The 20924-nt window shown below is 74.2% G+C and carries 12 protein-coding genes; 4 read left to right on the top strand and 8 right to left on the bottom strand.

The window, feature by feature from the left end; all coding sequences use genetic code 11:
• Positions 1–14 precede the first annotated feature (14 nt).
• Positions 15–1502 (bottom strand): prolyl oligopeptidase family serine peptidase, encoded by a 1488-nt coding sequence (locus ABZ470_RS13580; protein ID WP_362911519.1) that lies wholly within the window; start codon positions 1500–1502, stop codon positions 15–17.
• Between the two features lie 147 nt (positions 1503–1649).
• Between ABZ470_RS13580 and ABZ470_RS13575 the strand changes: the two genes are divergently transcribed.
• The 3 genes from ABZ470_RS13575 (at position 1650) to ABZ470_RS13565 (ending at position 7268) form a co-directional block, all read left to right on the top strand.
• Positions 1650–2795: an exonuclease SbcCD subunit D gene (locus tag ABZ470_RS13575; RefSeq protein WP_362911518.1), complete on the top strand. Its 1146-nt coding sequence runs from the start codon at positions 1650–1652 to the stop codon at positions 2793–2795.
• Positions 2796–6599 (top strand): AAA family ATPase, encoded by a 3804-nt coding sequence (locus ABZ470_RS13570; protein WP_362911517.1) that lies wholly within the window; start codon positions 2796–2798, stop codon positions 6597–6599.
• A 105-nt stretch (positions 6600–6704) separates the two neighbouring features.
• Entirely contained in the window at positions 6705–7268 is a 564-nt protein-coding gene (locus tag ABZ470_RS13565; RefSeq protein ID WP_352011518.1) for a helix-turn-helix domain-containing protein, read from the top strand.
• Here the strand turns inward: ABZ470_RS13565 and ABZ470_RS13560 are convergent.
• From ABZ470_RS13560 to ABZ470_RS13545, 4 genes are all read right to left on the bottom strand, one after another.
• Positions 7262–8608, bottom strand: coding sequence for a threonine/serine exporter family protein (locus tag ABZ470_RS13560; protein WP_352011519.1), 1347 nt, complete (start codon positions 8606–8608; stop codon positions 7262–7264). The two genes, ABZ470_RS13565 and ABZ470_RS13560, sit on opposite strands and share 7 nt — an antisense overlap.
• A gap of 72 nt (positions 8609–8680) precedes the next feature.
• On the bottom strand, positions 8681–11782 hold the full coding sequence (locus ABZ470_RS13555; RefSeq protein WP_362911516.1) for a chromosome partitioning protein ParA: 3102 nt from the start codon (positions 11780–11782) through the stop codon (positions 8681–8683).
• A gap of 23 nt (positions 11783–11805) precedes the next feature.
• The gene (locus tag ABZ470_RS13550) at positions 11806–13023 is read right to left on the bottom strand and encodes a hypothetical protein (protein ID WP_362911515.1); all 1218 of its coding nucleotides are present in this window, start codon (positions 13021–13023) and stop codon (positions 11806–11808) included.
• Positions 13013–14230, bottom strand: a complete 1218-nt coding sequence (locus ABZ470_RS13545) for a hypothetical protein (RefSeq protein ID WP_352011522.1) — start codon at positions 14228–14230, stop codon at positions 13013–13015. The genes ABZ470_RS13550 and ABZ470_RS13545 overlap by 11 nt, the downstream gene beginning before the upstream one ends.
• Before the next feature lie 519 nt (positions 14231–14749).
• On the opposite strand from ABZ470_RS13545, the gene ABZ470_RS13540 reads away from it, so the two are divergent.
• Positions 14750–15406: a response regulator transcription factor gene (locus ABZ470_RS13540; RefSeq protein ID WP_352011523.1), complete on the top strand. Its 657-nt coding sequence runs from the start codon at positions 14750–14752 to the stop codon at positions 15404–15406.
• Here the strand turns inward: ABZ470_RS13540 and ABZ470_RS13535 are convergent.
• From ABZ470_RS13535 to ABZ470_RS13525, 3 genes are read right to left on the bottom strand one after another with little or no spacing between them, the layout of a single operon-like run.
• Positions 15395–17416 carry a prolyl oligopeptidase family serine peptidase gene (locus ABZ470_RS13535; protein WP_362911514.1) on the bottom strand — a complete coding sequence of 674 codons (2022 nt, stop codon included), beginning with the start codon at positions 17414–17416 and terminating at the stop codon, positions 15395–15397. The two genes, ABZ470_RS13540 and ABZ470_RS13535, sit on opposite strands and share 12 nt — an antisense overlap.
• On the bottom strand, positions 17413–19125 hold the full coding sequence (locus ABZ470_RS13530; RefSeq protein ID WP_362911513.1) for an ABC transporter ATP-binding protein: 1713 nt from the start codon (positions 19123–19125) through the stop codon (positions 17413–17415). Before ABZ470_RS13530 ends, ABZ470_RS13535 begins: the two co-directional genes overlap by 4 nt.
• The gene (locus ABZ470_RS13525; protein WP_362911512.1) at positions 19122–20828 is read right to left on the bottom strand and encodes an ABC transporter ATP-binding protein; all 1707 of its coding nucleotides are present in this window, start codon (positions 20826–20828) and stop codon (positions 19122–19124) included. The genes ABZ470_RS13530 and ABZ470_RS13525 overlap by 4 nt, the downstream gene beginning before the upstream one ends.
• Positions 20829–20924: the final 96 nt, after the last annotated feature.

Raw genomic sequence — 20924 nt, 5'->3', positions numbered from 1 at the left:
TACCAGGGGAACCTCTACCAGGGGAAGGAGAACAGGTCGTAGTAGGCCGCGGCGACCAGCAGCAGGCCGGTCCCGCCGAGCACCCCGATGATCGCGGCCCACTGCGGGCGGCTCGGCCGCCAGCCCTCCCGCAGCCCGGAGACGACCGCCGCGCCGGCCGTGACCTCCTGCAACAGCATGAGTACGGCCAGCATCCTGATGACCAGCCACCCGGCGAGCACCGCGGGCCAGGCCCCCGCCTGGTTGACCGAGAACAGCACCAGCAGGGTGATGAGCGCGACCACCGAGACCAGCAGCCCGGCTCCGGTCCACGCCATCCGCCGGAACCTGCGCCTGACCGGTGGCCAGACCCTGGCGCCGGTCTCGCCGGACGGCCGCCCGCGCAGCCGTAGCACCATCTCGGTCACCGGTCCGACCACGTAGCCGACCGCGGTCAGGCACAGCGTCATCCCCAGGACCGCCCCGCCCGCGTACCACGGCGCCGCGGGGACCTCGCTGGCCTCGTAGCGCTGTACGGGTGTCGCGCCCGCGATGTGCGCGGCGGGTCTGGCGGTTCCCGGCAGTCCCGTGACCCAGTTGGCCAGCGTCTCCAGATACCCGGGCGCGAAGGGACCGCCGTGCAGGCGCATGCCGTGGTCGGCACCCTTCAGGTAGCGGATCGTGTAGTCGGGGTTGCCTCCCTCGGCGAGCGCGCCGGTCAGGGCCTTGCTGCTCTCGACGAACGGGATCGACGGGTCGCTCGTGCCGTACAGGGCCAGGACGGGGGCGCGCACCCTGCGCAGCGCGGGCATGCCGTCGTGGCGCAGGAAGTTCATGTGCACCGCGCTCATCGCCCTGACCAGCAGCTCCCTGGTCCCCGCGGGGGCGTGCAGCCGGTCGAGCTGCTCGCCGAGCGCCCAGGTGACCTGGCGTAACGGTGAGACGTTCGGCGCGGAGACCAGCACGGTGAACCCGACGTCCCGGCTCCTGGCCGCGGCGATCGGCGCCACCCAGCTGCCCTCGCTCACCCCCCACAGGCCGGTCCTGGCGGGGTCGACGTCGGCGCGCAGCCGCAGCCTGGCCAGCAGGCGCAGGGCGTCCTCGGCCAGCAGTTCGAAGTCGCGGTTGCGGAAGTCGTAGCGGACGGTCCGCTTGTCGTAGACGAGCGTGACGATCCCCGCCCCGGCCAGCCACTCGGCCTGGTCGGTGAACTCGTCACGCACCCCGGGACCCGCCCCCTGGACGAAGACCAGGGCGGGATGCCTGCCGGGGGACAGCGGCGCGCGGATCGTCGCGTCGAGCGTCGTGTCCCCGGCGTCGACGGTGATGTCCTCAACGGAGAAACGCCCGTTCGCCGAGACCGGCCTGGTCTCCGCGGCGGGCTGGGCGGGGAGGTTCTGGAAGATCGGGTCCACGTTCAGCGGCGGTGGATCGAAGGGAGGCGGCAGGGTGTAGCCGACCGTCGCCAGGGCCAGCAGGACCACACCCGCGGCCACGCTCACCACGCCTCGGCCAGCTCGCATGCCGATCGCTCCCTGGTCGTTGTTCGCCTCCGGGAGAAACGTACGATCTTCAGCGTACCCACGGCCGGTCACACCCGACAGGACGAATGGGAGCAGAGTGGTCACAGTGGTCTCGTGTGCGTTCGAGGCCTGTTAGCTTCACGTGACATGCGCGTGCTCCACACCTCCGACTGGCACCTGGGCCGCTCCTTCCACCGCGAGAGCCTCCTGAACGCCCAGGGCGCCTTCGTCGACCACCTGATCGAGACGATCAGGAGCGAACGGATCGACGTGGTCGTCGTCTCCGGCGACGTCTACGACAGGGCGCTGCCCTCGGTCGACGCGGTCGACCTGTGCAACCAGGCCCTGCGGCGGCTGGTCGGCGAACGGGTGCGCACCGTGCTGATCAGCGGCAACCACGACTCCGCCCGCAGGCTCGGCTTCGGCGCGGACCTGATCGACGCGGCGGGCGTCCACCTGCGCACCGACCCCGCGCGGGCGGGCGAGCCGGTCCTCGTCGAGGACCCCTCGGGCGACGGGCAGGTGGCCTTCTACGGCATCCCCTACCTGGAACCCGAGCTGGTGCGCGAACCGTGGGAGCTGCCCGAACGCACCCACACCGCGGCGCTCGGGCACGCCATGTCCCTGGTCCGCGCGGACCTGGCCCGCCGGGGGACCCGCTCGGTCGTGCTCGCCCACGCCTTCGTCACCGGCGGGCGGGCCAGTGACAGCGAGCGCGACATCAGCGTCGGCGGGGTCGAGCACGTCCCGCTCTCCGTCTTCGACGGCGTCGACTACGTGGCGCTCGGCCACCTGCACGGCCGCCAGCGGATGAGCGAGACCGTACGGTACTCGGGCTCCCCGGTCGCCTACTCCTTCTCCGAGGAGCGTCAGGTGAAGGGCTCGTGGCTGGTGGAGGTCGACGCGCGGGGGCGGGTGAGCGCGGAGTTCGCCGAGGCCCCCGTCCCCCGGCCGATCGCCACGCGCAGGGGACGTCTCGACGACCTGCTGACCTCGGCGGACCACGCGGGTTACGAGGACCACTGGCTCCAGGTCACGCTGACCGACCCGGTCAGGCCGAAGGAGGCCATGGAACGCCTCAGGACCCGCTTCCCGCACACCCTCAGCCTCTCCTTCGAGCCCGAGGGCGGCACCCAGCAGGGCGCGGTACGGCCGAGGCTCGCCGGAAAACCGGAGATCGAGGTGGCGCTCGACTTCGTCCGTGAGGTCCGGGGCGAGGAGGCCGACCCCGAGGAGACCACGCTGCTCCGCGAGGCCATTGAGAACTGCCGAATCAGGGAGGCGATGGCGTAGATGCGCCCGCACCGTCTGTGGATCACCGCGTTCGGCTCCTTCCCGGGTGAGGAGGAGATCGACTTCGACGCCCTCGCCGAGGCGGGGCTGTTCCTGATCCACGGCCCGACCGGCGCGGGCAAGACCACCGTGCTGGACGCGCTCTGCTACGCCCTGTACGGCAGGGTGCCCGGCAGGCGCGACAACGCCAAGAGCCTGCGCTGCGACCACGCCCCACCCGGCAGGGGGCCCTCGGTCGCCCTGGAGGTCACCCTCAGGGGGCGGCGGCTGAAGATCACCCGTTCCCCGGCCTGGCAGCGCCCCAAGCTCAGGGGAGAGGGCATGACCGGGGAGAAGGAGAAGGCACTCGTCCAGGAGTTCACCCCTGCGGGAGAGTGGACCGGGCTGACCACGCGGGTCGACGAGGCGGGCGAGCTGATCGGCACCCTGCTGGGCATGAACGCCGACCAGTTCTTCCAGGTGGCGATGCTCCCGCAGGGGGACTTCGCCAGGTTCCTGCGCGCCGACGGCGAGGACCGCCGCAGGGTGCTCGAACGGCTGTTCTCCGTGAGGGTCTACGCCGGCGCCGAGGCGTGGCTCGCCGACCGGCGCACCGAGGCCTTCCGCGAGCAGCAGAGCCTGCGCACCGAGGTCGACTTCGCCGTCAAACGCATCGAGGAGGCGGCGGGCCCCGAACTGCTCGCCCTTCTCGCCGAGAACGCCGGGGACTCCTCCAGTGAGGAGGACCCGCTCGCCTGGGCCGCCGCGATCGAGGCGCTCGCCGCCGACGCCGAGGCCGGCGCGGGCCGCGACAACGACGGTGTCCTGGAGACCGTACGGCTGGCGCGGGCCGCCCTTGAGCAGGGAAACGCGCTCGCCGACCGGCGCCGCCGCCACGCCGAGGCGGTGGCGCGCGAACGCGCCCTCGGGGAGAGCGCGCAGGAACGGGCCGATCTGGAGGACGTGCTCGACGAGGCGGCCAGGGCCGACCGGGTGCTGCCCGTGATCCGGGCCGCCGAGCAGCGGGAGGAGACCGCGACCAAGGCGCACCGGATGGCCGCCGACGCCGTCGCCCGAGCCCTGCCCCTGATCGGGCCGGCAGCCGGGGCAGCGGGCGAGAACGCGGCCGGCGTCGAACGGCTGGCCGCGATGGCGCTCGACCGGCGGGAGGAGATCACCAGGCTGGAGGAACTGCGCACGCAGGAACCGCTGCTGTCGAAGGACCTCCTGGAGCGTGCGACGCTCACCCGGGAGATCGCGGAGCTGGAAGCCCGCCAGAAGGAGACCGACAGCCGTCTTGGGGTTCTGCCCGGCCTCAGATGCGAGGCGGAGGCAAGGCTTTCCGCCGCCCGCCTGGACGCCGCGCGGGTCCCGGCCGCGGAGTCGGCGCGTGACGCCGCGCTGGCCCGGTTGAAGGCCGTGGAGCGGCGGGACGGCCTGGCCGTCGCCCTGGAGGAGGCGCGAGGACACCTGGCCACGGTGCTGGGCAGGCTGCCCGATCCGGTGGAGCACCGTCCGGGGGACGAGGCGCGCACCCGCGAGCTGCTGGCCGTACGGGAACGGGAGCACGGGCGGCTGCTCGCCGGGCTTGAGGGGTTGCGCGGCGACGAGGCCAGGCTCACCGAACTGGCCGGGCCGCTGGCCGTGCTCGACGCCGAACTCGCCGAGGCGCAGGAGCGGGAGACGGCCCTTGGCGCGCGGTGCGCGGAACTCCCGGCCGGGCTCGCCGAGGTCACCGCGGAGCTCACCGAGGTCAGGACCAGGGCGGCGGAGATCCCCGAGACGCGGGCACGTGCCGCCGCCGCCGCGGCCGGACTCGACGCGGCCGGACGCCGCGACGGCCTGCGCGCCGAACTCGACGCCGCCAGGACGCTCCAGGCCGAGGCCGTCGACCTCGCCCAGCGGCTTCGCGACCGCCTCCAGGACCTCCGGCAGGCCAGGATCGACGGCATGGCCGCGGAACTGGCGGCCGAACTCGTTCCCGGCGAACCCTGCGCCGTCTGCGGCTCTCCCGAACACCCTCACCCGGCGGCCAGGTCGGGGCGGGCCCCGACCCCCGAGGACGAGCGCGCCGCCCAGACCGACCACGACGCCGCCGTGGAACGGCGCAGGAACGCCGAGACCGCGGTCGCCGCCCTCACCTCACGCCTCGAAGAGGCCCTCGCCGTGGCCGGGGACACGCCCGTGGAGCAGGCGCGGGAGGCCCTCGACGAGGTACGGCGCGCGCTGGCCGCCCTGACGGCGGTCGCGGAGACGGAGAGCGCCCTCGCCGAGAAGGCGGAGCGTCTGACGGCCGAACTCGACGAGGCGCGGACCGGGGCGGCCGACGCCGCGCGGCTGCTCGCCGGAGGCCGTACCCGCCAGGAGGAGTGGCGGGCGGAACAGGACAGGCTGACCGCCCGGCTCGACGAGGCACGCGGCGCCGACCCGACCGTCCAGGCCCGCAGGGAGCGCCTGACGCGGGAGGCGGCCCTGTTCGCCGCGGCGGCGGAGGCGGCCGGTCGCGCCGCGGAACTGGCGGCGGCGCACCGGGAGGCGTCCGAGGAGACGGACGTCCCGGCCGAGCAGGCCGCGCGGGAACTCGCGCGGGCGCAGGAGGCGCTGGCCGGGCTCACCGAGTCGGCGCGGGCCGAACCCGCGCTGGCCGAGGAGGCCGCGCGGACCGCGGACGAACAGGTCAGGCTTGAGGAGCTCTCGCGCGAACTCGCGGTCACGCTGGCCGCCCGCCGTACGCGGCGGGAGAGGCTGGACGCGGACATCGAGCGGCTGACCGCGCGACTGGACGAGGCACGGGGCGACGACCCGACACTGGCCGCCAGGCTGGACCGGCTGGCGGAGGAGGCGGAGCTGCTCACGGAGGCCGTCGAGGCGACCCGGCTGGAGCGGACGGCCACGGCGGAGCTGGCGGCGGCCCGTGTCACGGCCACGGCCGCGGCCGTCGAGGCGGGCTTCTCCGGTGTCGAGGACGCGCTCGCGGCCTTCCGCCCGTCGGCCGAGCGGGAGGAGAAGGCCGAACGGCTGCGCGAGCTCGAAAGGGAACGCGTCGCGGTCACCGCCCTGCTGGCCGACCCCGAACTGGTCGCCGCCGCCGCGGAGCCCGAACCCGACCTCGACGGGCTGCGCGCCGCGCGTGACGCCGCGGAGGCCGCCCAGGCGAGGCTGCTGTCCGCGGCGAACCAGGCGCGGGCCCGGCTCGCCAGGCTCGTCACGCTCGGCGCCGAGCTGGCGGGATGCCTGGACCGCTGGGGGCCCGCGCGGCGGCGCCACCACGTCGCAGAGGGGCTGGCGGCCCTGACCGGCGGGACCTCGGGCGACAACCGCTGGAAGATGCGCCTTTCCGCCTTCGTGCTCGGCGAGCGCCTGCGGCAGGTGGTCGACTCGGCCAACGAGCGCCTCGACCGCATGTCGGGCGGCCGTTATCTCCTCGAACACGGCCTCGGCCGTACGGCGGGCGACCGCAGCAGGTCGGGAGGCGGGCTCGGCCTGCGGATCGTGGACGGCTGGACCGGCAGGGACCGCGACCCGGCGACCCTGTCCGGCGGTGAGAGCTTCATCACCTCGCTGGCGCTCGCCCTCGGCCTGGCCGACGTGGTCAGCGCCGAGGCCGGGGGAGTCGAGATCGGGGCGCTGTTCATCGACGAGGGGTTCGGCACCCTCGACGAGGAGACCCTCGACGGGGTGCTGGACATCCTCGACGGCCTGCGCGACGGCGGCAGGGCCGTCGGCATCGTCAGCCACGTCACCGAACTGCGCTCCCGCGTCCCGGCGCAGCTACGCGTCAGCAAGGGCCGCAAGGGCTCGACCGTCGAGGTCACCGTGCCCTGACGAGCCCTGACGAGCCCTGACCGGCGGCACAGGCCGGGCGGTAGGGTATGCGGAGGCGGTCTCCGAGTAGATGTGTGGAGAACGCCGGGAAAGTGAGGAGTCAAGGTGGCGACCACCCAGCGCCCCATGCGGGCCGACGCGCGGCGCAACTACGAACGACTGCTGGCCGCCGCGCGGGTGGCCTTCGCCGAGCAGGGCACCGAGGCGTCCCTGGAGGAGATCGCGAGGGCCGCCGGGGTCGGCATCGGCACCCTCTACCGGCACTTCCCCACCCGCAGGGCGCTGCTGGAGGCCGTGCTCCACGACGGTCTGGTCACCCTCGACACACAGGCCCGCGAACTGCTCGGTTCGGACTCCCCGCAGGAGGCGCTCCTTGAGTGGACGCGCCACCTGATGGCCCACGCCACCGTCTACCGGGGACTGGCCGCGACACTGATGAGCAGCCTCAACGACCCGGCCTCCGAGCTGTACGGCGCCTGCCAGCAGACCCGCGCGGGCGGGTCGGCGCTGCTGGCCGCCGCCCAGCGGACCGGCACCGTACGCGACGACGTCACCGGGACCGACCTGATGCGCCTCGTCAACGCGGTCGCCTGGATCGGCGAGCACTGCGGCGACGACACCTCAGAACGCCTCCTCGGCCTGGTGATGGACGGCCTTCGGGCTCAGTAGCCCCGCGTACGGCGGGCGGCGGGACGGCTGATGAACGCGCGGGTACGGCCACCCCGTCGCCTGACCCTCCTGGTCAGGTCGGAACCGGTGACCGCGCGCACGACCTCTCCGCCGAGGATGACGCCCGCGCCCAGGGCGAGCGCGGTCGACAGGGCCTGGAGCAGGCTCTCCTGCCCCGCGCCCCCGTGGCCCAGGTTGACCTCAAGCATGCCCCGGTAGAGCGCGGTCCCCGGCAGCAGCGAGCCGATCGCCGGGATCGTGATCACCATCGAGGGGACCCGGGCACGCAGGGCGTAGGCGCCGCCGAACAGCCCGACGACCGCCGCGGCGACGGCGGTGGCCAGGACGACCGGCACCTGCCAGACGTGCAGCTGCACGAAGACCACCCAGACCATCGCGCCGCCGAGCGCCGCCGCGAACAGATGGCGGGGCGGCACGAGCAGCGCAACCGCGAACGACAGCGTCACCCCCACGGCCCCGAGCAGCTGCTCAGGCCTGATCAGCAGCGGCGCGGACGGCACGTTCTCCACCGTCAGCGGCACCCCGAGACGGACGGCGGCGTACAGCGTGATGCCGATGCCCGACACGATCGCGGTCAGGATGAAGAAGATTTCGAACAGCCGCCCGGTCGCCGTGACGTACTCGCCCGCGATGCCGTCCTGCACGCAGGCGACCATCGGCCGTCCGGGCAGCAGCGCGACGACCGCGCCGACCACGACGGCCTCCGCCCGCACCGGCGCGCCGATCGCGAGCATCAGCACCGCGACCAGCGAGCCGAGCATCGCCGCGACCGTGAGCTGGAAGAACTCCGCGACCCCGCGTCTGGCCAGCCAGGCGCTCGCCCGGTCGCCGAGCACGGTCGCCGCGAACGCCGCCGTCGCGACCAGCGCTCCGCCGCCGACCAGGATGCTCGCCGAGGCCGCGATCAGCGCGAGCGCCGTGACCAGGAACCAGTCGGGGTAGACCCGGACCCGGCGGGTGACCTTCCGCAGCCGGGACTCGGCCTCCTCAAGCGGCATGGATCCGCCCGCGGTCTCCCTGATCATCTCGTGGACCGCGATCAACCGGTCGTAGTCGGGCAGGCGGCGCCGTACCCGGCGTTCCGCGGTGACCGGGACGCTCCCGTCGGAGGGGACGTGCGAGAGCGTGATGGCCGACAGGTTGACGTCCGCCTCGCAGTGCGGCACGCCGTAGGCGTTGGTGATCCTGCGCATGGCACCGGAGACCGTCTCGGTGCTCTCGCCGCTGCCGAGCAGCAGCTCACCGACCCGCAGCGCCAGCGCCATCGCCCGGTAGAGGTCGTGTTTCTGGGGTGTCCGATCCAGCGGCGACGCCGACACCGATCCTCCCTGACCCTCCCGGCCGTCACCGGCCGCACCTCATGCGAGATTATCTGGTTCGCCGCCCCTCTCTCACCGTTCGTCCCTCATCACCTGTTCCGCACCGTCCGTCTCCGGTGTCCGCCTGCCCACCGCGGCGGCCAGCGCCCGCACCCGCTCCGCGTGGGCGTCATGACCGACGATCACCGGCGGCTCGTTGTACGGCATGGCGTCGGAGGAGCGGCGCAGCTTGATGTACTGCCCGCAGGCGTCGACCGCGTAGGGCTCCATGTCGTCCTGGAGCGCGCCGATCACGGTGATGCCGTAGGTCTCGCCGATCTTGCGGAACAGCGCCACGGCCTCCCTGCGGTGCTCCTTGCCCAGGTTGCGGCCCAGCTCGTCGAGGACGAGGCACAGGTGGCCGCCGCCGGAGGAGGCGATCGCCGCGGCGCAGACCAGCTTGACCGCCTTCTCGTCCATCAACGCCGTGTTGGCCCGCCGGTTGTACGGCACGAAGCCCTGACCCTCGCCCCTGCGCCACCTGGGGGTGACCCGCCACGCCCAGCGCTGCTCGGGGTCGGCGGGCGCGGGCGGCACGGGAAACTCCAGCGTCGCGCCGTAGCCGCCGTAGGAGGTGTCCAGCCGGTCGAACTCCTCGGCGACCCGGGTGAGGCGCGCCTTGATCGCCGCGCTCAACGCCGCCCGGTGCACGGCGGTCGACTGCGCGGCCTCCTCGGCGCCCTTCGCCGCGGCGGCGAGGTCACGCTGCCTGGTGGCGAGCTGGGACTCGATCTGACGGCGCTGGTGACGTTCGTACTCCTCCTGGCCGCGCAGGTAGGACGCCAGGGCGGCGCAGACGCCGGGGAAGGTCGTCTGCTCACGCGCGGTGCGCCCGGCGCCGGGCTCGGTGCGCCGCCGTACCAGGAAGGCGAGTTCCTCGGGCATCTCGTCGTCCTCGCCGGGGAAGGTGTCGCGCAGCGCCTCGTCGAGGCGGCGTTCCGCGGCCCGCCACCACTCCTCGGCCGTCAGCGGGGACTCCTGCTCGCCCAGCGCCTCCAGCCACTCGCGGGCGCTCTGCGCGGTGCCGCCCCACTCGGCGGCCAGCGTCTCGATGCCGAGTGCCTGCCGCTCCGCCGTGATCGCGGCCGCCCGCTCGGCCGCCCGGTCGCGCTCCGCCTCGTGCCCGGCCCTTCGCCCCTCAAGGCGCTCGATCTCCATGTTCCTGGTCCTGGCACGGAAGTCGAGGGCGCCTGCCCGTCGCTCCGCCTCACCCACCTTCGGCCCGGCCTCGGCCAGCGCCTCGGTGAGACCGGTGAGCGCGGCCCGCCGTTCGGCCAGCCGCCGCTCGACGTCGGCGAGCCGTACGGCGGCCCTGGCCCCCTCCAGCCGCCGCCCGGCCTCCGCGACGCCGTCCTCGGCGGCGCGCACCGTCTCCGCGGCCACCTCCTGCGCGTCACGCGCCCGGTGCAGTCGCAGCTCGGCGGCCTTGATGCGGGCCTCCCTGCCGGTCGTGACCGCCTCGAACGCCCCGACGACGGTGACGCCCGCCGCGCTGACCAGCACGGAGCCGGGCAGCGCGGCCAGCGCCCGCGCCGCGGACGCCAGGTCGGCGGCGTCCACGACCACGGCGTGCTCCCTCGGCCAGCCACGGGCGCCGAGAGCCGCGGCGACCGCCCGCCCCGCAAGGCCGCCCGTGTCGTCCCTGGCGTGCTCGGCGACGTCGAGCGCGTCGAGCAGGCCGCTCGCCTCGACCCCCGCCGCGGCGAGCGCGTTGAGCTGTGCCGCGGCCGGGCCGCCCTCGGCGTCGTCGAGCGCGGCCTTGGCCCCCTCGGCCTCGCGGTCGGCGACACCCAGGGCCTTCAGCGCCTCGTTGAGCCTGAGCCTGGCCTGCCCGAGTTCGTCCTCGGCGGTCCGCACGTCACGGCCGTCGGCCAGCCGCCGCTGTTCCTCAAGGCCGGGGATCTGCCCGCGCAGCTCGTCGACCGCGTTCTCCGCGACCGCGCGGTCGGCGTCCAGCTTGGCCGTCCGCGCCTGCAGGGCGGTCAGCTCCCTGCGGGCCTCGGCCAGGCCGCGGTCGAGCGTGTCGTCCTTCAGGGTCGCGATCTCCGCCCGGACCTCGGCGACGGCCTCGGCCGCCCGCTCACCCTCCGCCGTCGCCCGCTCCAGGTCGGCGGCGAGAGCCTCGTCCCGCCGCGCGGTGTCGGCCAGCCTGCGCGCCAGCCGCCCACGCCAGCCGCGCATCCCCTCGGCCAGCCGTATCCTGGCCCGGTCACGCCGGTCGAAGGTCTCAAGCAGCGCCCGCGACTCGTCCTCGAACTCCCTGAGCAACTCGGCGGCCCGCGCCGCCCGCACCCGTTTGGCGTGCTCGTCGCGCCGGGCGTCGCGTTCCTGGTCCAGCTCGGTGTCCAGGCCGGTCAGCGCGGCGATGGCCTCGAAGACCCGCTCGGGGGAGATCTCGTTGAGCGGCTGGGACAGCAGGTTCGTCGCGACCTTGCTGCGCACCGAGGTGGACAGGAACGACACGCACCTGACCCGGTCGCCGTACAGGAACCTGGTCAGGTCACGGGCGACGACGTCCCTGCGGCCCGCCGAGCGGGGCAGCGTCGCCCACAGGTGGTCGGCCCGCGTCACCCGCTCGGCCTCCGAGGAGGCCGTGGCCACGCACACCCCGGGGGTCCAGCGGATCTCCAGGTGCGGGGCCTCCTGGTTGACCCGCAGCCACACCGTCAGCGCGTCGTCCAGCCCGCCGGTGCCCGCCCGCCCGTCGCCGGCGTTCGCGAAGACGCCCACGATGTAGCCGTGGTCGGCGCTCGCCCACGTCCTTCCGCCCCCGCCCGCGGCGAGCTCGGCGTTGAACAGCAGCTCGGAGACCGCCTTCGCCCCGGAGGCGAAGCGCCACTGCTCGTCGCCGAGCAACGCGGTGATCATCGCGATGAACGAGGACTTGCCCGCGCCGTTGGAGTCCTTCGGGCCCGCCCCGGCGACCACGATCAGCGTCCCCGGCACCGTCGGCACCGGGTGGGTGGACAGCCGGGAGATGTTGACCGCCTGCACGGCGATCAGCACCCGGTCGCCGACCACGTTCTCACCCGGCGCCGCCACCCTGGCCTCGACGGGCACCAGACTGGCCTGCCCCGCTCGCCCGCCTGCGTTGTCCGGCGAGTCCCCGGCTGACGGGTCCGGCTGCTCGGTCACCCCTGTCGTTCCCTTCTTCTGTCTCATCGGCGGTTGGCCCTCACGGCCGCGGCCAGCGGGGTGTGCGGCCCCGCGGCGAGGATCAGCTCTTCCTGCAGACGGCGCCTGGCCTGCGGGGTCAACCGGTGGAACTGCGGCCCGGGGACGTATCCTCCGGCTTCCTCTCCCGCCTTGACCTGCGTGACCAGGCCCGCGTGGCGCAACGTCCGCAGCGCCGCGTCCAGCTCGCCGACCGGCAGCCTGGTGTGCCTGCGCAGCTCGTCGACCTGGGCGGGGAACGGAGACAGCCAGCTGTCGGCGGGCAACAGCCCGTCGGCGCGGGGGATGGCCACCGAGTGGACCAGCACCAGCACCAGCACCGCGCGCTCGGCCTCCCCGAGGGAGGACCCGGCCAGCGCGGCCGTCCCGTCCTCGTAGCCGGAGGTCCACCGCTCACGGTCCTGGACCAGGACGCGGCCCCGCCGCCGCAGCATCTCCGCGACCGTACGGCGCGGCGCCGGATCGCGCAGCGCGGGGAAACGCGCCTCGCCGACCGGCTCGGCCGCGTGCTCGACCGCCATGAAGGCGGCCACGATCTCGGCCCTGCGCCGCTCGTCGAAGGGGGCGAGCAGGTCCTCGTCGACCCCGTCGGGCTCGGAGACGCTCGCGGTCGCGCCCGCCCCGGTCTCCTCGGCGGCCTGCCGCCCGGTCCTGTCCTGTGGCCTGTCAGGGGCGGGCAGGACGTCGAGTCCGGCGGAACCGTCCTCTCCCGAGGGGAGACGCCGCAGCAACTCCCTGAGCTGGGCGTGGGAGGCGGCGGGCCAGCCGGCGCAGCGGGGGCCGAGCCGTACGAGACCGGCGTCGACCTCAAGCCAGGCCGAGTCGTGCAGGCGGCGCAGCGCGCCGATCGCCCAGTTGCGCATGAGGTCGTCACCGCGGCCGATCAGCGCCCGGTAGGCGGACAGCACGTCCTCGACCGGCGCGGGGGAGCCGGGCCACGGATCGGCGGACAGGTCGTTCCAGCAGCACTTCAGCGCCGCGGCCAGCACCCGCCTCGTCTCTCCGGCCCGCTCCACGTTCACCGGCGCGACCTGGTACTCGTCGAGGAGGGACGGCGTCGCCCCGTCGGGCCAGGCGGGCAGCGCCGTACCGGTCCCGTCGGGGTTGCCGAGCCGGGTCATCCCCGGAGGAGCGGGTTCACCCGCGCCGAGCGTGAGGGGGCCGGTCGCCCTGGCCCGCGCGTGCGCCAGCTCAGGCGTCATGGCCCGTCCTCTCCAGGAGCCCGTGCGAGAGCCATGACGGCTCCCCGTCCGGGTCCGCGGTGAGGGCGTCCGACCAGCGCAGCCGGTAGGGGGACTCGGGACGAAGGTCGGCCGAGACGAGGTCGGCCAGCAGTCTGCGCGCGGAGACCCACTCGCCGTCCGCGGTGAGAAGCTCCTCAAGCCGGGCGCTCGGCCGCCCGGCGAGGGCCGCCTCGGCGACGGCGGTGAGGTGGTCGAGCCCGCCGCCACCGGGCTCGTGGGAGTCGGCGGGACCGGGATCGGGCAGCGCGGAACGCGGCGGCGTCGGCTGCGCGGGGGCGGGCCGGGGACTCTCGTCAACGGCCCTGACGATCGCCGCAGGATCGTGCCACGGCGCGGGGACGTCGAAGACGAACCCGTCGAGCACGGCGGCGAGCCGCTCCCTGGGCGCGGTCTGGGCGAACGTCCGCCAGGTCTCGGCGGGCAGCAGGGTGAGGTTCCTGGTCGTGCCCGCGGAGTCGGCCAGACGGCCCGCGGCCCGGCGGGAGGCGTCGCTGTAGGAGTAGATCGAGGCGCGCAGCTCGGTGCAGGTGCGGTCCAGGTCGGGCCAGCGGGTGAGGATCGTGGCGTGCAGGCTCTGCGCCCTGCGGGCGATCTCCTCGGTGCCCCAGAGCTTGGGCGCCTGCTCACGCAGCTCCTCGATGGTGCCGCCGGTCAGCGTGATCAGCTCCAGCGCCCACAGCCTGAAGGCCCGCGACAGGTTCTGCGCGCTGAGCCGCGCCTCCTCCATGGTCGTGCGGGGGTCGGCGACGTTGAGGTCCTCCAGGGCGAGCAGCCGGTGCATCTCCGACTGACCGCCGTCGTCCATCATCCGCCGGACGAACATCAGCCCGACCACGCTGGTGAACGACGCCCGGTAGCGGAGCTGGTTCGGTTTGGGGAAGACCTCACGGATCGCGCCGAGACCCCTGAGCACCCGCAGACGGTTCTCGAACAGCTCAAGGGGGTAGGCCCGGCAGACGTGCCGCATCTGCTCGTGGGTCAGCCACTCCTCGCCCGCCTCGGCGAACGCCGCGAACAGCGTCTCGGCGATGTCGACCAGCACGGGGTCGTCGACCACGGCGCCGCTGTCGCGCGCGAGCGCGGCGAACATGCGGCGGTAGGTGGCGAGCACGGCCTCCTCGGAGAGGGCCGAGTCGAGCGTGATCTCGTGGTTCGTCTCTGGCACGCGCCCTACCGTAAGGCTTGGGCCCGACAATCACTGCCCTGACGCCGTACGGCACCGCGCCCGCGGTGGGGCCGTACGGCACGTGAGGCGCGCGAAGATGATCGGCGGGAAAGGGGACGGGGGTTCCGGCCGGCTCACAAAGGATAATGGATCAGGGCGAATTCCCGACCATGCGTGATATTTCCCGATACCTGCCGTGTTTAACGAATTGTGGCAGTCCTTGAATGTTTGCGTTGGAGGTCCATTTTGCGATCGTGGGCAGGGCGGGAGTGGTCGTGGACTGGACCGTGGACGCAGGCCGGGGCAGGATGGATTTCACCTGGTCTGGGGGCGGAAGGGCCGTTCCGGATATCCGATTGTTCGGATTCGCGCCCCTGGGGAGGCGTAATTCGCGGGGGGTGGGTACTCGTCTGGCCTATCCGGGTGGCGAACGGTTCCGGCGGGTAGCACAATGATTTCCGCGGGTGACATCCGGAGCAATTAACACATAAGCTTCCCGCCGAAAAGGGGACACGACCCGTGATAAGCGTCCTGATCGCCGAGGACATGCACCTCGTTCGCGGAGCGATGGCCGCGTTGCTCTCCGTCGAGCATGACATCAAGGTGGTCGAGGAGGTCGGTCACGGCGACGACGTGGTGCCCTCCTGCCTGCGGGCCAGGCCGGACGTCGCCCTCCTCGACATCGGGCTGCCCGGCACCGACGGCCTGTCGGCGGCCTGCGAACTGGCCAGGGTGCTGCCCTCCTGCAAGAACGTCATGCTGACGGGCCTGGCCACCCCCGCCGCCCTGCGGCGCGCGCTCGACGCCGGGGCGCGAGGCTTCGTCGTCAAGGACGCCCCGGCGGGAGAACTCGCCGAGTGCGTGCGCAGGGTCGCCGCGGGCGAGCGGGTCATCGACGCGGAGCTGGCCGTCGCCGCCCTCCACGCGCGGGAGAACCCGCTCACCGCCCGCGAGCTTGAGGTGCTCCAGGTCGCGGCCGAGGGGGAGCCGGTCAACGAGATCGCCAAACGGCTCTTCCTCTCCGGCGGAACGGTCCGAAACTACCTGTCGCGGATCCTCGCCAAGATGGGGGCCAGAACCAGGGTCGAGGCGGTCACCATCGCCCAGGAGTCGGGCTGGCTGTGGCCCGAGGACGTCAGGCGGATCGGCCTGATCCGCTACCGCTCACGGGCCTGATCCAGGCGCTCCCGGTTCGAGACCGGTGTGCCGGGCGAGGAAGGCCAGCATGTCCGCGGCCAGGCCGACCGACCGGCTGACCGACCTGGCCCCGTGTCCCACGCCGTCCTCGTGGCGCAGCACGACGGGCCTGTCTCCCGAGGTCGCCCACTGCAGGGCCGCGCACATCTTGCGGGCGTGGAGGGGGTCGACCCGGGAGTCGCCGCCGAAGGTGGTCAGCAGCGTCGCCGGATAGTCCGTGCCCTTCTCGACCCGGTGGTAGGGGGAGTAGCCGAGCAGCCAGCCCAACTGCTCGGGGTCGTCGGCCGAGCCGTACTCACCCCGCCAGGAGGGGCCGAGGCCGGAGCGCTCGTAGCGGACCATGTCAAGCAGCGGGGCCGAGCAGACCACGGCGGCGAACAGATCGGGACGCTGCGTCAGCACCGCGCCCGCCAGCAGGCCGCCGTTCGACTCGCCGCACACGCCCAGCCGGTCCGGGGTGGTCCAGCCCTCCGCGACGAGGTGTTCGGCCACCGCGACGAAGTCGTCGAAGGTGTTCTGCTTGCGGCCGAGTGTGCCCGCCCTGTGCCAGTCGGCCCCCTCCTCGCCGCCGCCCCGCACCTGGGCGAACGCGAAGATCCCGCCCGCCTCGACCCAGGGCAGCACATAGCCGGAGTACGACGGGGCCAGCGGGCGCCCGAATCCGCCGTAGCCGTACAGGACGGCGGGCCGGGGACCCGCGCCCGGGCGGGCCAGGACGACCACCCGCACCGGGGTGCCGTCGGCCGAGACGCAGACGAACCGGTGCGACTCGACCTCGGGCACCTCGACGGCGCCGGGCGCCGCCTCCCAGAGCGTTGTCCGCCCGGTGCGCGCGTCGTAGCGGTGGACACCGACCGGGGTGACGCCGTCGGTGTAGGTGAACCAGACCTCGTGTCCCCCCTCAGGACGGGTGGACATGTGCCCGACGGAGCCGAGGCCGGGCAGGGGGACCAGGCCGAGCCGTTCCCCGGTCACCGGGTCGTGGACGCCGATCTCGCCGGTCGCGTGCCGGGTCCGGCCGACCAGCAGCACCGGTCCTCCGGTTCCCTCCGCGATCGCGAAGTCCCCGATCACGGCCTCCGGGTCGGGGCCGACCAGTTCGCTCCAGCCCTCGGGTGAGGGGTGCTCCGGGTCGGCGACGCACAGCCGGCCTCGGGGCGCGTCCCGGGTGGTCAGCAGGTACAGGCGGCCGTCGGGACCGACGGCGGCGACCGTCACCGCGTCCGTCCCCTCCTGGACCGTCCGCAGCGCGGGCCGTTCGGGGGAGGAGGCGACCAGGTCGGCCAGCCACAGGTCGTTGCCGCCGGGACGGCCCGCGGAGACCGTGAGCCAGCGTCCGTCTCCGCTGATCCCCAGGCCGTAGGAGCGTTCCTCGGCGCGGACCACGACGTCGTCGTCGGCGGGGGTGCCGAGCCGGTGCAGGCAGACCCTGCGTCCCCGCACGTAGAAGAAGGCCTTCCCGCCGGGCAGCCACGCGACCGGCGAGTAGCGGCAACGGTCGACCGGCCCGTCCACGACCTCGCCGGTCACGACGTCCGCGACGTACAGACGCGAGTGCTCGTCCCCGCTCCTGGACAGCTGGAAGGCCAGCAGACGGCCCTCGGCGTCCGGCTGCCAGTGGTCGAGCGTGACCAGGCCGCCGGGGTCGAGCACCCCCGGATCGACGAGCGCCCTGACGTTCTCCCCCTCTGCGGCGGTGTACAGCACGGCGTGCTCCTGCCCGGCCGTACGGCGCAGGAAGAAGCGGCGCCCGCCCCGCCACATCGGCGTCCCCGCGGTCCCCGCCTCGGTGAGCGCGGCCACCCTGGCGTGCCACCCGTCACGGCCGGGCAGCGTGGCGGCGTGGGCACGCCACAGCTCGTCCTGGGCGGCGAGCCAGTCACGCGTCCTCGGGTCGTCCCCGTCCTCAAGCCACCGGTACGGATCGGGTACGGCCCGCCCGCCCAGAAGGTCGACGACCGGTTCCCGCTCGGCGGGCGGATAGATCATGGGACAAGCTCCTGGTTCTCGGCGGGGTTCCAGTGCCCGGCCAGTTCCGCGTACGGCGGGCACGAGGCGAGCAGTTCGTCGTGGGTCCCCAGCCGGACGTCGACGCCGTCCATGACGAGGATCCGCCGGGCCCTTCTCGCGGAGGTCAGCCGGTGGGCGACGACCAGCAGCGTGCCGCCCCTGCGGGCGAAGGCCTCCTCCGCGACGGCCTCGGCGACCGGGTCCAGGTGGCAGGTCGCCTCGTCGAGGACCACCAGGCGGGCGGGGCTCAGGTAGGCGCGGGCCAGGGCGACGAGCTGACGTTCGGCGGGGGAGAGCAGGCCAGGATCGACCTCGGCCGAGTGGCCGCCGAGCCTGGCGACCAGGGCGGTCAGCCCGACCGCGTCCACCGCCTCCTCGACGGCCTCGACCGGCGTTCCCGCGGCGGCCAGGTAGGTCAGGTTCTCCAGCAGCGTTCCCCGGAAGACGTAGGCCTCCTGGGGGATCAGCACCCGGCTCGCCGGATCGAGCAGGCCCGCGGAAACGCCGCCGACCAGGACCTCCCCCGCGTCCGGCGGCAGCACCCCGGTGACGAGCGCGGCCAGCGTCGACTTGCCGATGCCGCTGGGGCCGACGACCGCGACGTGGTCGCCGTCCGGGATCGACAGGCCGAGGCCGGAGATCACCGGCTCGGCGTGCGGGCCGTAGGCGAACCACACGTCGCGCAGCCGTACCCCGCCGTCCCCGGGGGCGCGCCGTTCCACCTCGGGGCGGGGCGGGGCGCCGTGGCGCAGGACGCGTTCGAGCGAGACCCGCAGCCGGACGCCGCTCATCCCGAGGCCCTGCACGAGGTTGCCCAGCGCGGGGGCGAGCGACTGGGTGACGTAGACCAGGGCGCCGAGGATCACCCCGGCCCCGGCCCCGCCGCGTACCAGCCAGGGGGTGTCGGCCAGGATAAGCAGCACAGGAAGCCAGCCCCCGACGGCGAGCGAGGCGGTGCGCAGCGCGGTCACCCCGGCCAGGGCGCGCCCGGCCCGTTCCTGCAGCCGCACCTGACGGCCGAGGTCGTCGGCCACCCGCGACCCGGCGCGGCAGGCGGTGATGTCACGCAGCGCGCCCGCCATGTCGGCGAGCGACTCGGCGGTGCGCTCGTCGGCGAGGATGAACTCCCGCTGCCGCCGGGCGAGCGCGGGCAGCGAGAGCAGGAACAGGCACAGGCCCGCGGCGAACGGCGGCAGGACCAGCACGAGCACACCGGGGGCGAGGGCGCCCAGACCGAGCACGACGCTCACCACGGTGAAGGCGAAGGACCTGACGACCGTGATGACCGAGGCCAGGGCGTCCCTGGCCAGCTCGACCTGGAGGTTGGCCCGGGCGACGGAGGCGGTTCCTGGGCCGTTCCCCGCCGTGGCCGAACGGCGCAGCGCGCCGCCGACGACGTGGTCGAGCAACTCCTCGCGGAAGGGCTCGACGACGGCGCCGACGGTCAGCACGACCTGGCGCGCGCCCACCGCCGCCACCAGCCAGGCGCCGCCCAGCACGGCGAGCCAGGCGAAGCCGATCCCGGCCCGGCCCGCGGCGAAACCGTCGTCGATGGCCCTGGCCACGGCCAGGCCGACCACGAGGGCGGGCGCGGTCTCGGCGACCGACCAGGCGCCCAGCCTCAGCAGCAGGCGGGGTTCGCGCAGCAACGCCCGGCGGACGGGACCGCCCGGTACGGCCGCCCTCACGACGCACCCGCCCCGGTGACCGTAGGGCTCGGTAGAGGCTGGAAGACGGCCCGGTAGGCGGGGTCCCGCCACAGCCTGGTGTGCGTGTCGCAGGCGCGCACCCGCCCCTCCTCCAGCCAGACCACCAGGTCGGCGGAGGCGGCGGTCGCGGCCCGGTGCGCCACGATCATCCGGGTACGGCCTCCCAGCTCGCCCGCCAGCGCCCGGCTGACCTGACGCTCGGTGACGGTGTCCAGGCTGGAGGTGGCGTCGTCGAGGACGAGCAGGCGACGGCCGTGCGCGAAGGCCCTGGCCAGGCCGAGCCGCTGCCGTTCCCCGCCGGACATGGGGGCCTCGCGCAGCGGCGTGCCGTACCCGAGGGGGAGCCTGCGTACGAAGCCGTCGGCGCACGCGGCACGGGCGGCGGCGTGTACGGCCGCCTCACGGCCGTCCGTCTCGGCGACGCCGAGGCCGACGGCGCCGGAGATCGTCCCACCGGCCAGGACCGGGCGCTCGAAGGCGTAGCCGACGGCCGCGCCGAGCGCCTCCGCGGACAGGTCGGGCAGCGGCACGCCGTCCAGGCGGACCTGCCCGGTCTCCGGGTCGGCCAGCCGTCCCGAGAGGGCGGCGAGGTGGGACTTGCCCGAGCCGGACCTGCCGACGACGGCGACCGAGGAGCCGCCGGGGACGACCAGGTCGATCCCGCTGAGCACGCCCGCGCCGACACCGCGCAGCTCCAGGGTGCCGGGGCCCTCCGGCAGGGACAGGCCTCCGTAGGCGATCACGGGCTCCTCGGTCAGCTCCGCCAGGCGGCCCGCGGCGGCCCGTGCCCTGGCCAGACGGCCGACGTGGCCGAGCGCCGCACCGAGTCCGGCGCCGAGCACGACGTAGCGGGCGGCGGCGTACAGCTCCCCGGCGGTGAGGTCGCCCCCGGCCAGCCGTAGCCCGCCGACGCCGAGCACGGCCACTTCGAGCAGCGGCACCACGGCCCCCGCCCTCACCCCCGCCTGGGCGTTGGCCCGCCACATGTCCATGGCGTGCGCGCGCAGCCGGGGCAGGGGGGCGAGCACCCGGGCCCGTTCCCGCTCCTCGGTGCCGGCCGCGGCGATCGTGCGCGCCCCGGAGAGGGCGTCGACCAGGCGCGCGGCGATGTCGGCCTGCGTTCGCTGGTAGTCACCGGCGAGGGAGGTGGTCGTGCTGAGGAAGGCCCGCAGGACGAACGCGATGAGCACCAGACCGGCGACCAGGGTCAGGGCGAGCCAGACGTCGATGAGGACGAGGGCGACCAGGCCGCCCGCGGTGGGGACGAGCAGCGCGGCCCCGGTGACGATCGACTCGGGCGCACGCCCGGTCTCGTCGGCGTTGACGCCCATCCGGGTGACCAGGTCCCCCTCGGGGAAACGGCGGGTCATCGCGGGACCGGCCCCGAGCACGTGCCGCAGGATCCGCAGTCGCAGCCACCGGGTGGCCCGCGCGCCGCCGCCCCCGGCCGCCCAGACGCCCAGCACGTCGCAGGCCGCGATCAGAACCACCACGGACCCGCAGGTCACCAGCCAGGTACGGCTCGCGGGCCCGGCCGCCACGAGCGTGTCGACGGTCCTGCCCAGGACGTAGGGGAGCGCGAGCTCGCCGAGCGCGCCCGCCAGGGAGGTGAACACCAGCACGTACAGCCAGGGACCGCTGTGCCTCAGCGTCCGCGTGACCAGCCGATCCGCCGTCCGCACCGTTCCTCCTTCGCCGCGGGTTCTCGTGGAGGGCTTCCTTGTATTTCCCGGTATTTCCTGAGATTTCTTGGTATTTCCTGGAAAGGGCGATGCCCG

This window comes from Streptosporangium sp. NPDC020072 (assembly GCF_040631445.1).
Taxonomy (GTDB): Bacteria; Actinomycetota; Actinomycetes; order Streptosporangiales; family Streptosporangiaceae; genus Streptosporangium.
Note: the sequence above shows the minus strand (reverse complement) of the source record. Positions and strands in the feature narration are given on the sequence as shown.

Bases quoted from the DNA above. Each gene is read 5' to 3' on its own strand.
- ABZ470_RS13580 (WP_362911519.1), bottom strand. From the start codon at position 1,502: ATGCGAGCTGGCCGAGGCGTGGTGAGCGTGGCCGCGGGTGTGGTCCTG.
- ABZ470_RS13575 (WP_362911518.1), top strand. From the start codon at position 1,650: ATGCGCGTGCTCCACACCTCCGACTGGCACCTGGGCCGCTCCTTCCAC.
- ABZ470_RS13570 (WP_362911517.1), top strand. From the start codon at position 2,796: ATGCGCCCGCACCGTCTGTGGATCACCGCGTTCGGCTCCTTCCCGGGT.
- ABZ470_RS13550 (WP_362911515.1), bottom strand. From the start codon at position 13,023: ATGACGCCTGAGCTGGCGCACGCGCGGGCCAGGGCGACCGGCCCCCTC.
- ABZ470_RS13535 (WP_362911514.1), bottom strand. From the start codon at position 17,416: ATGATCTATCCGCCCGCCGAGCGGGAACCGGTCGTCGACCTTCTGGGC.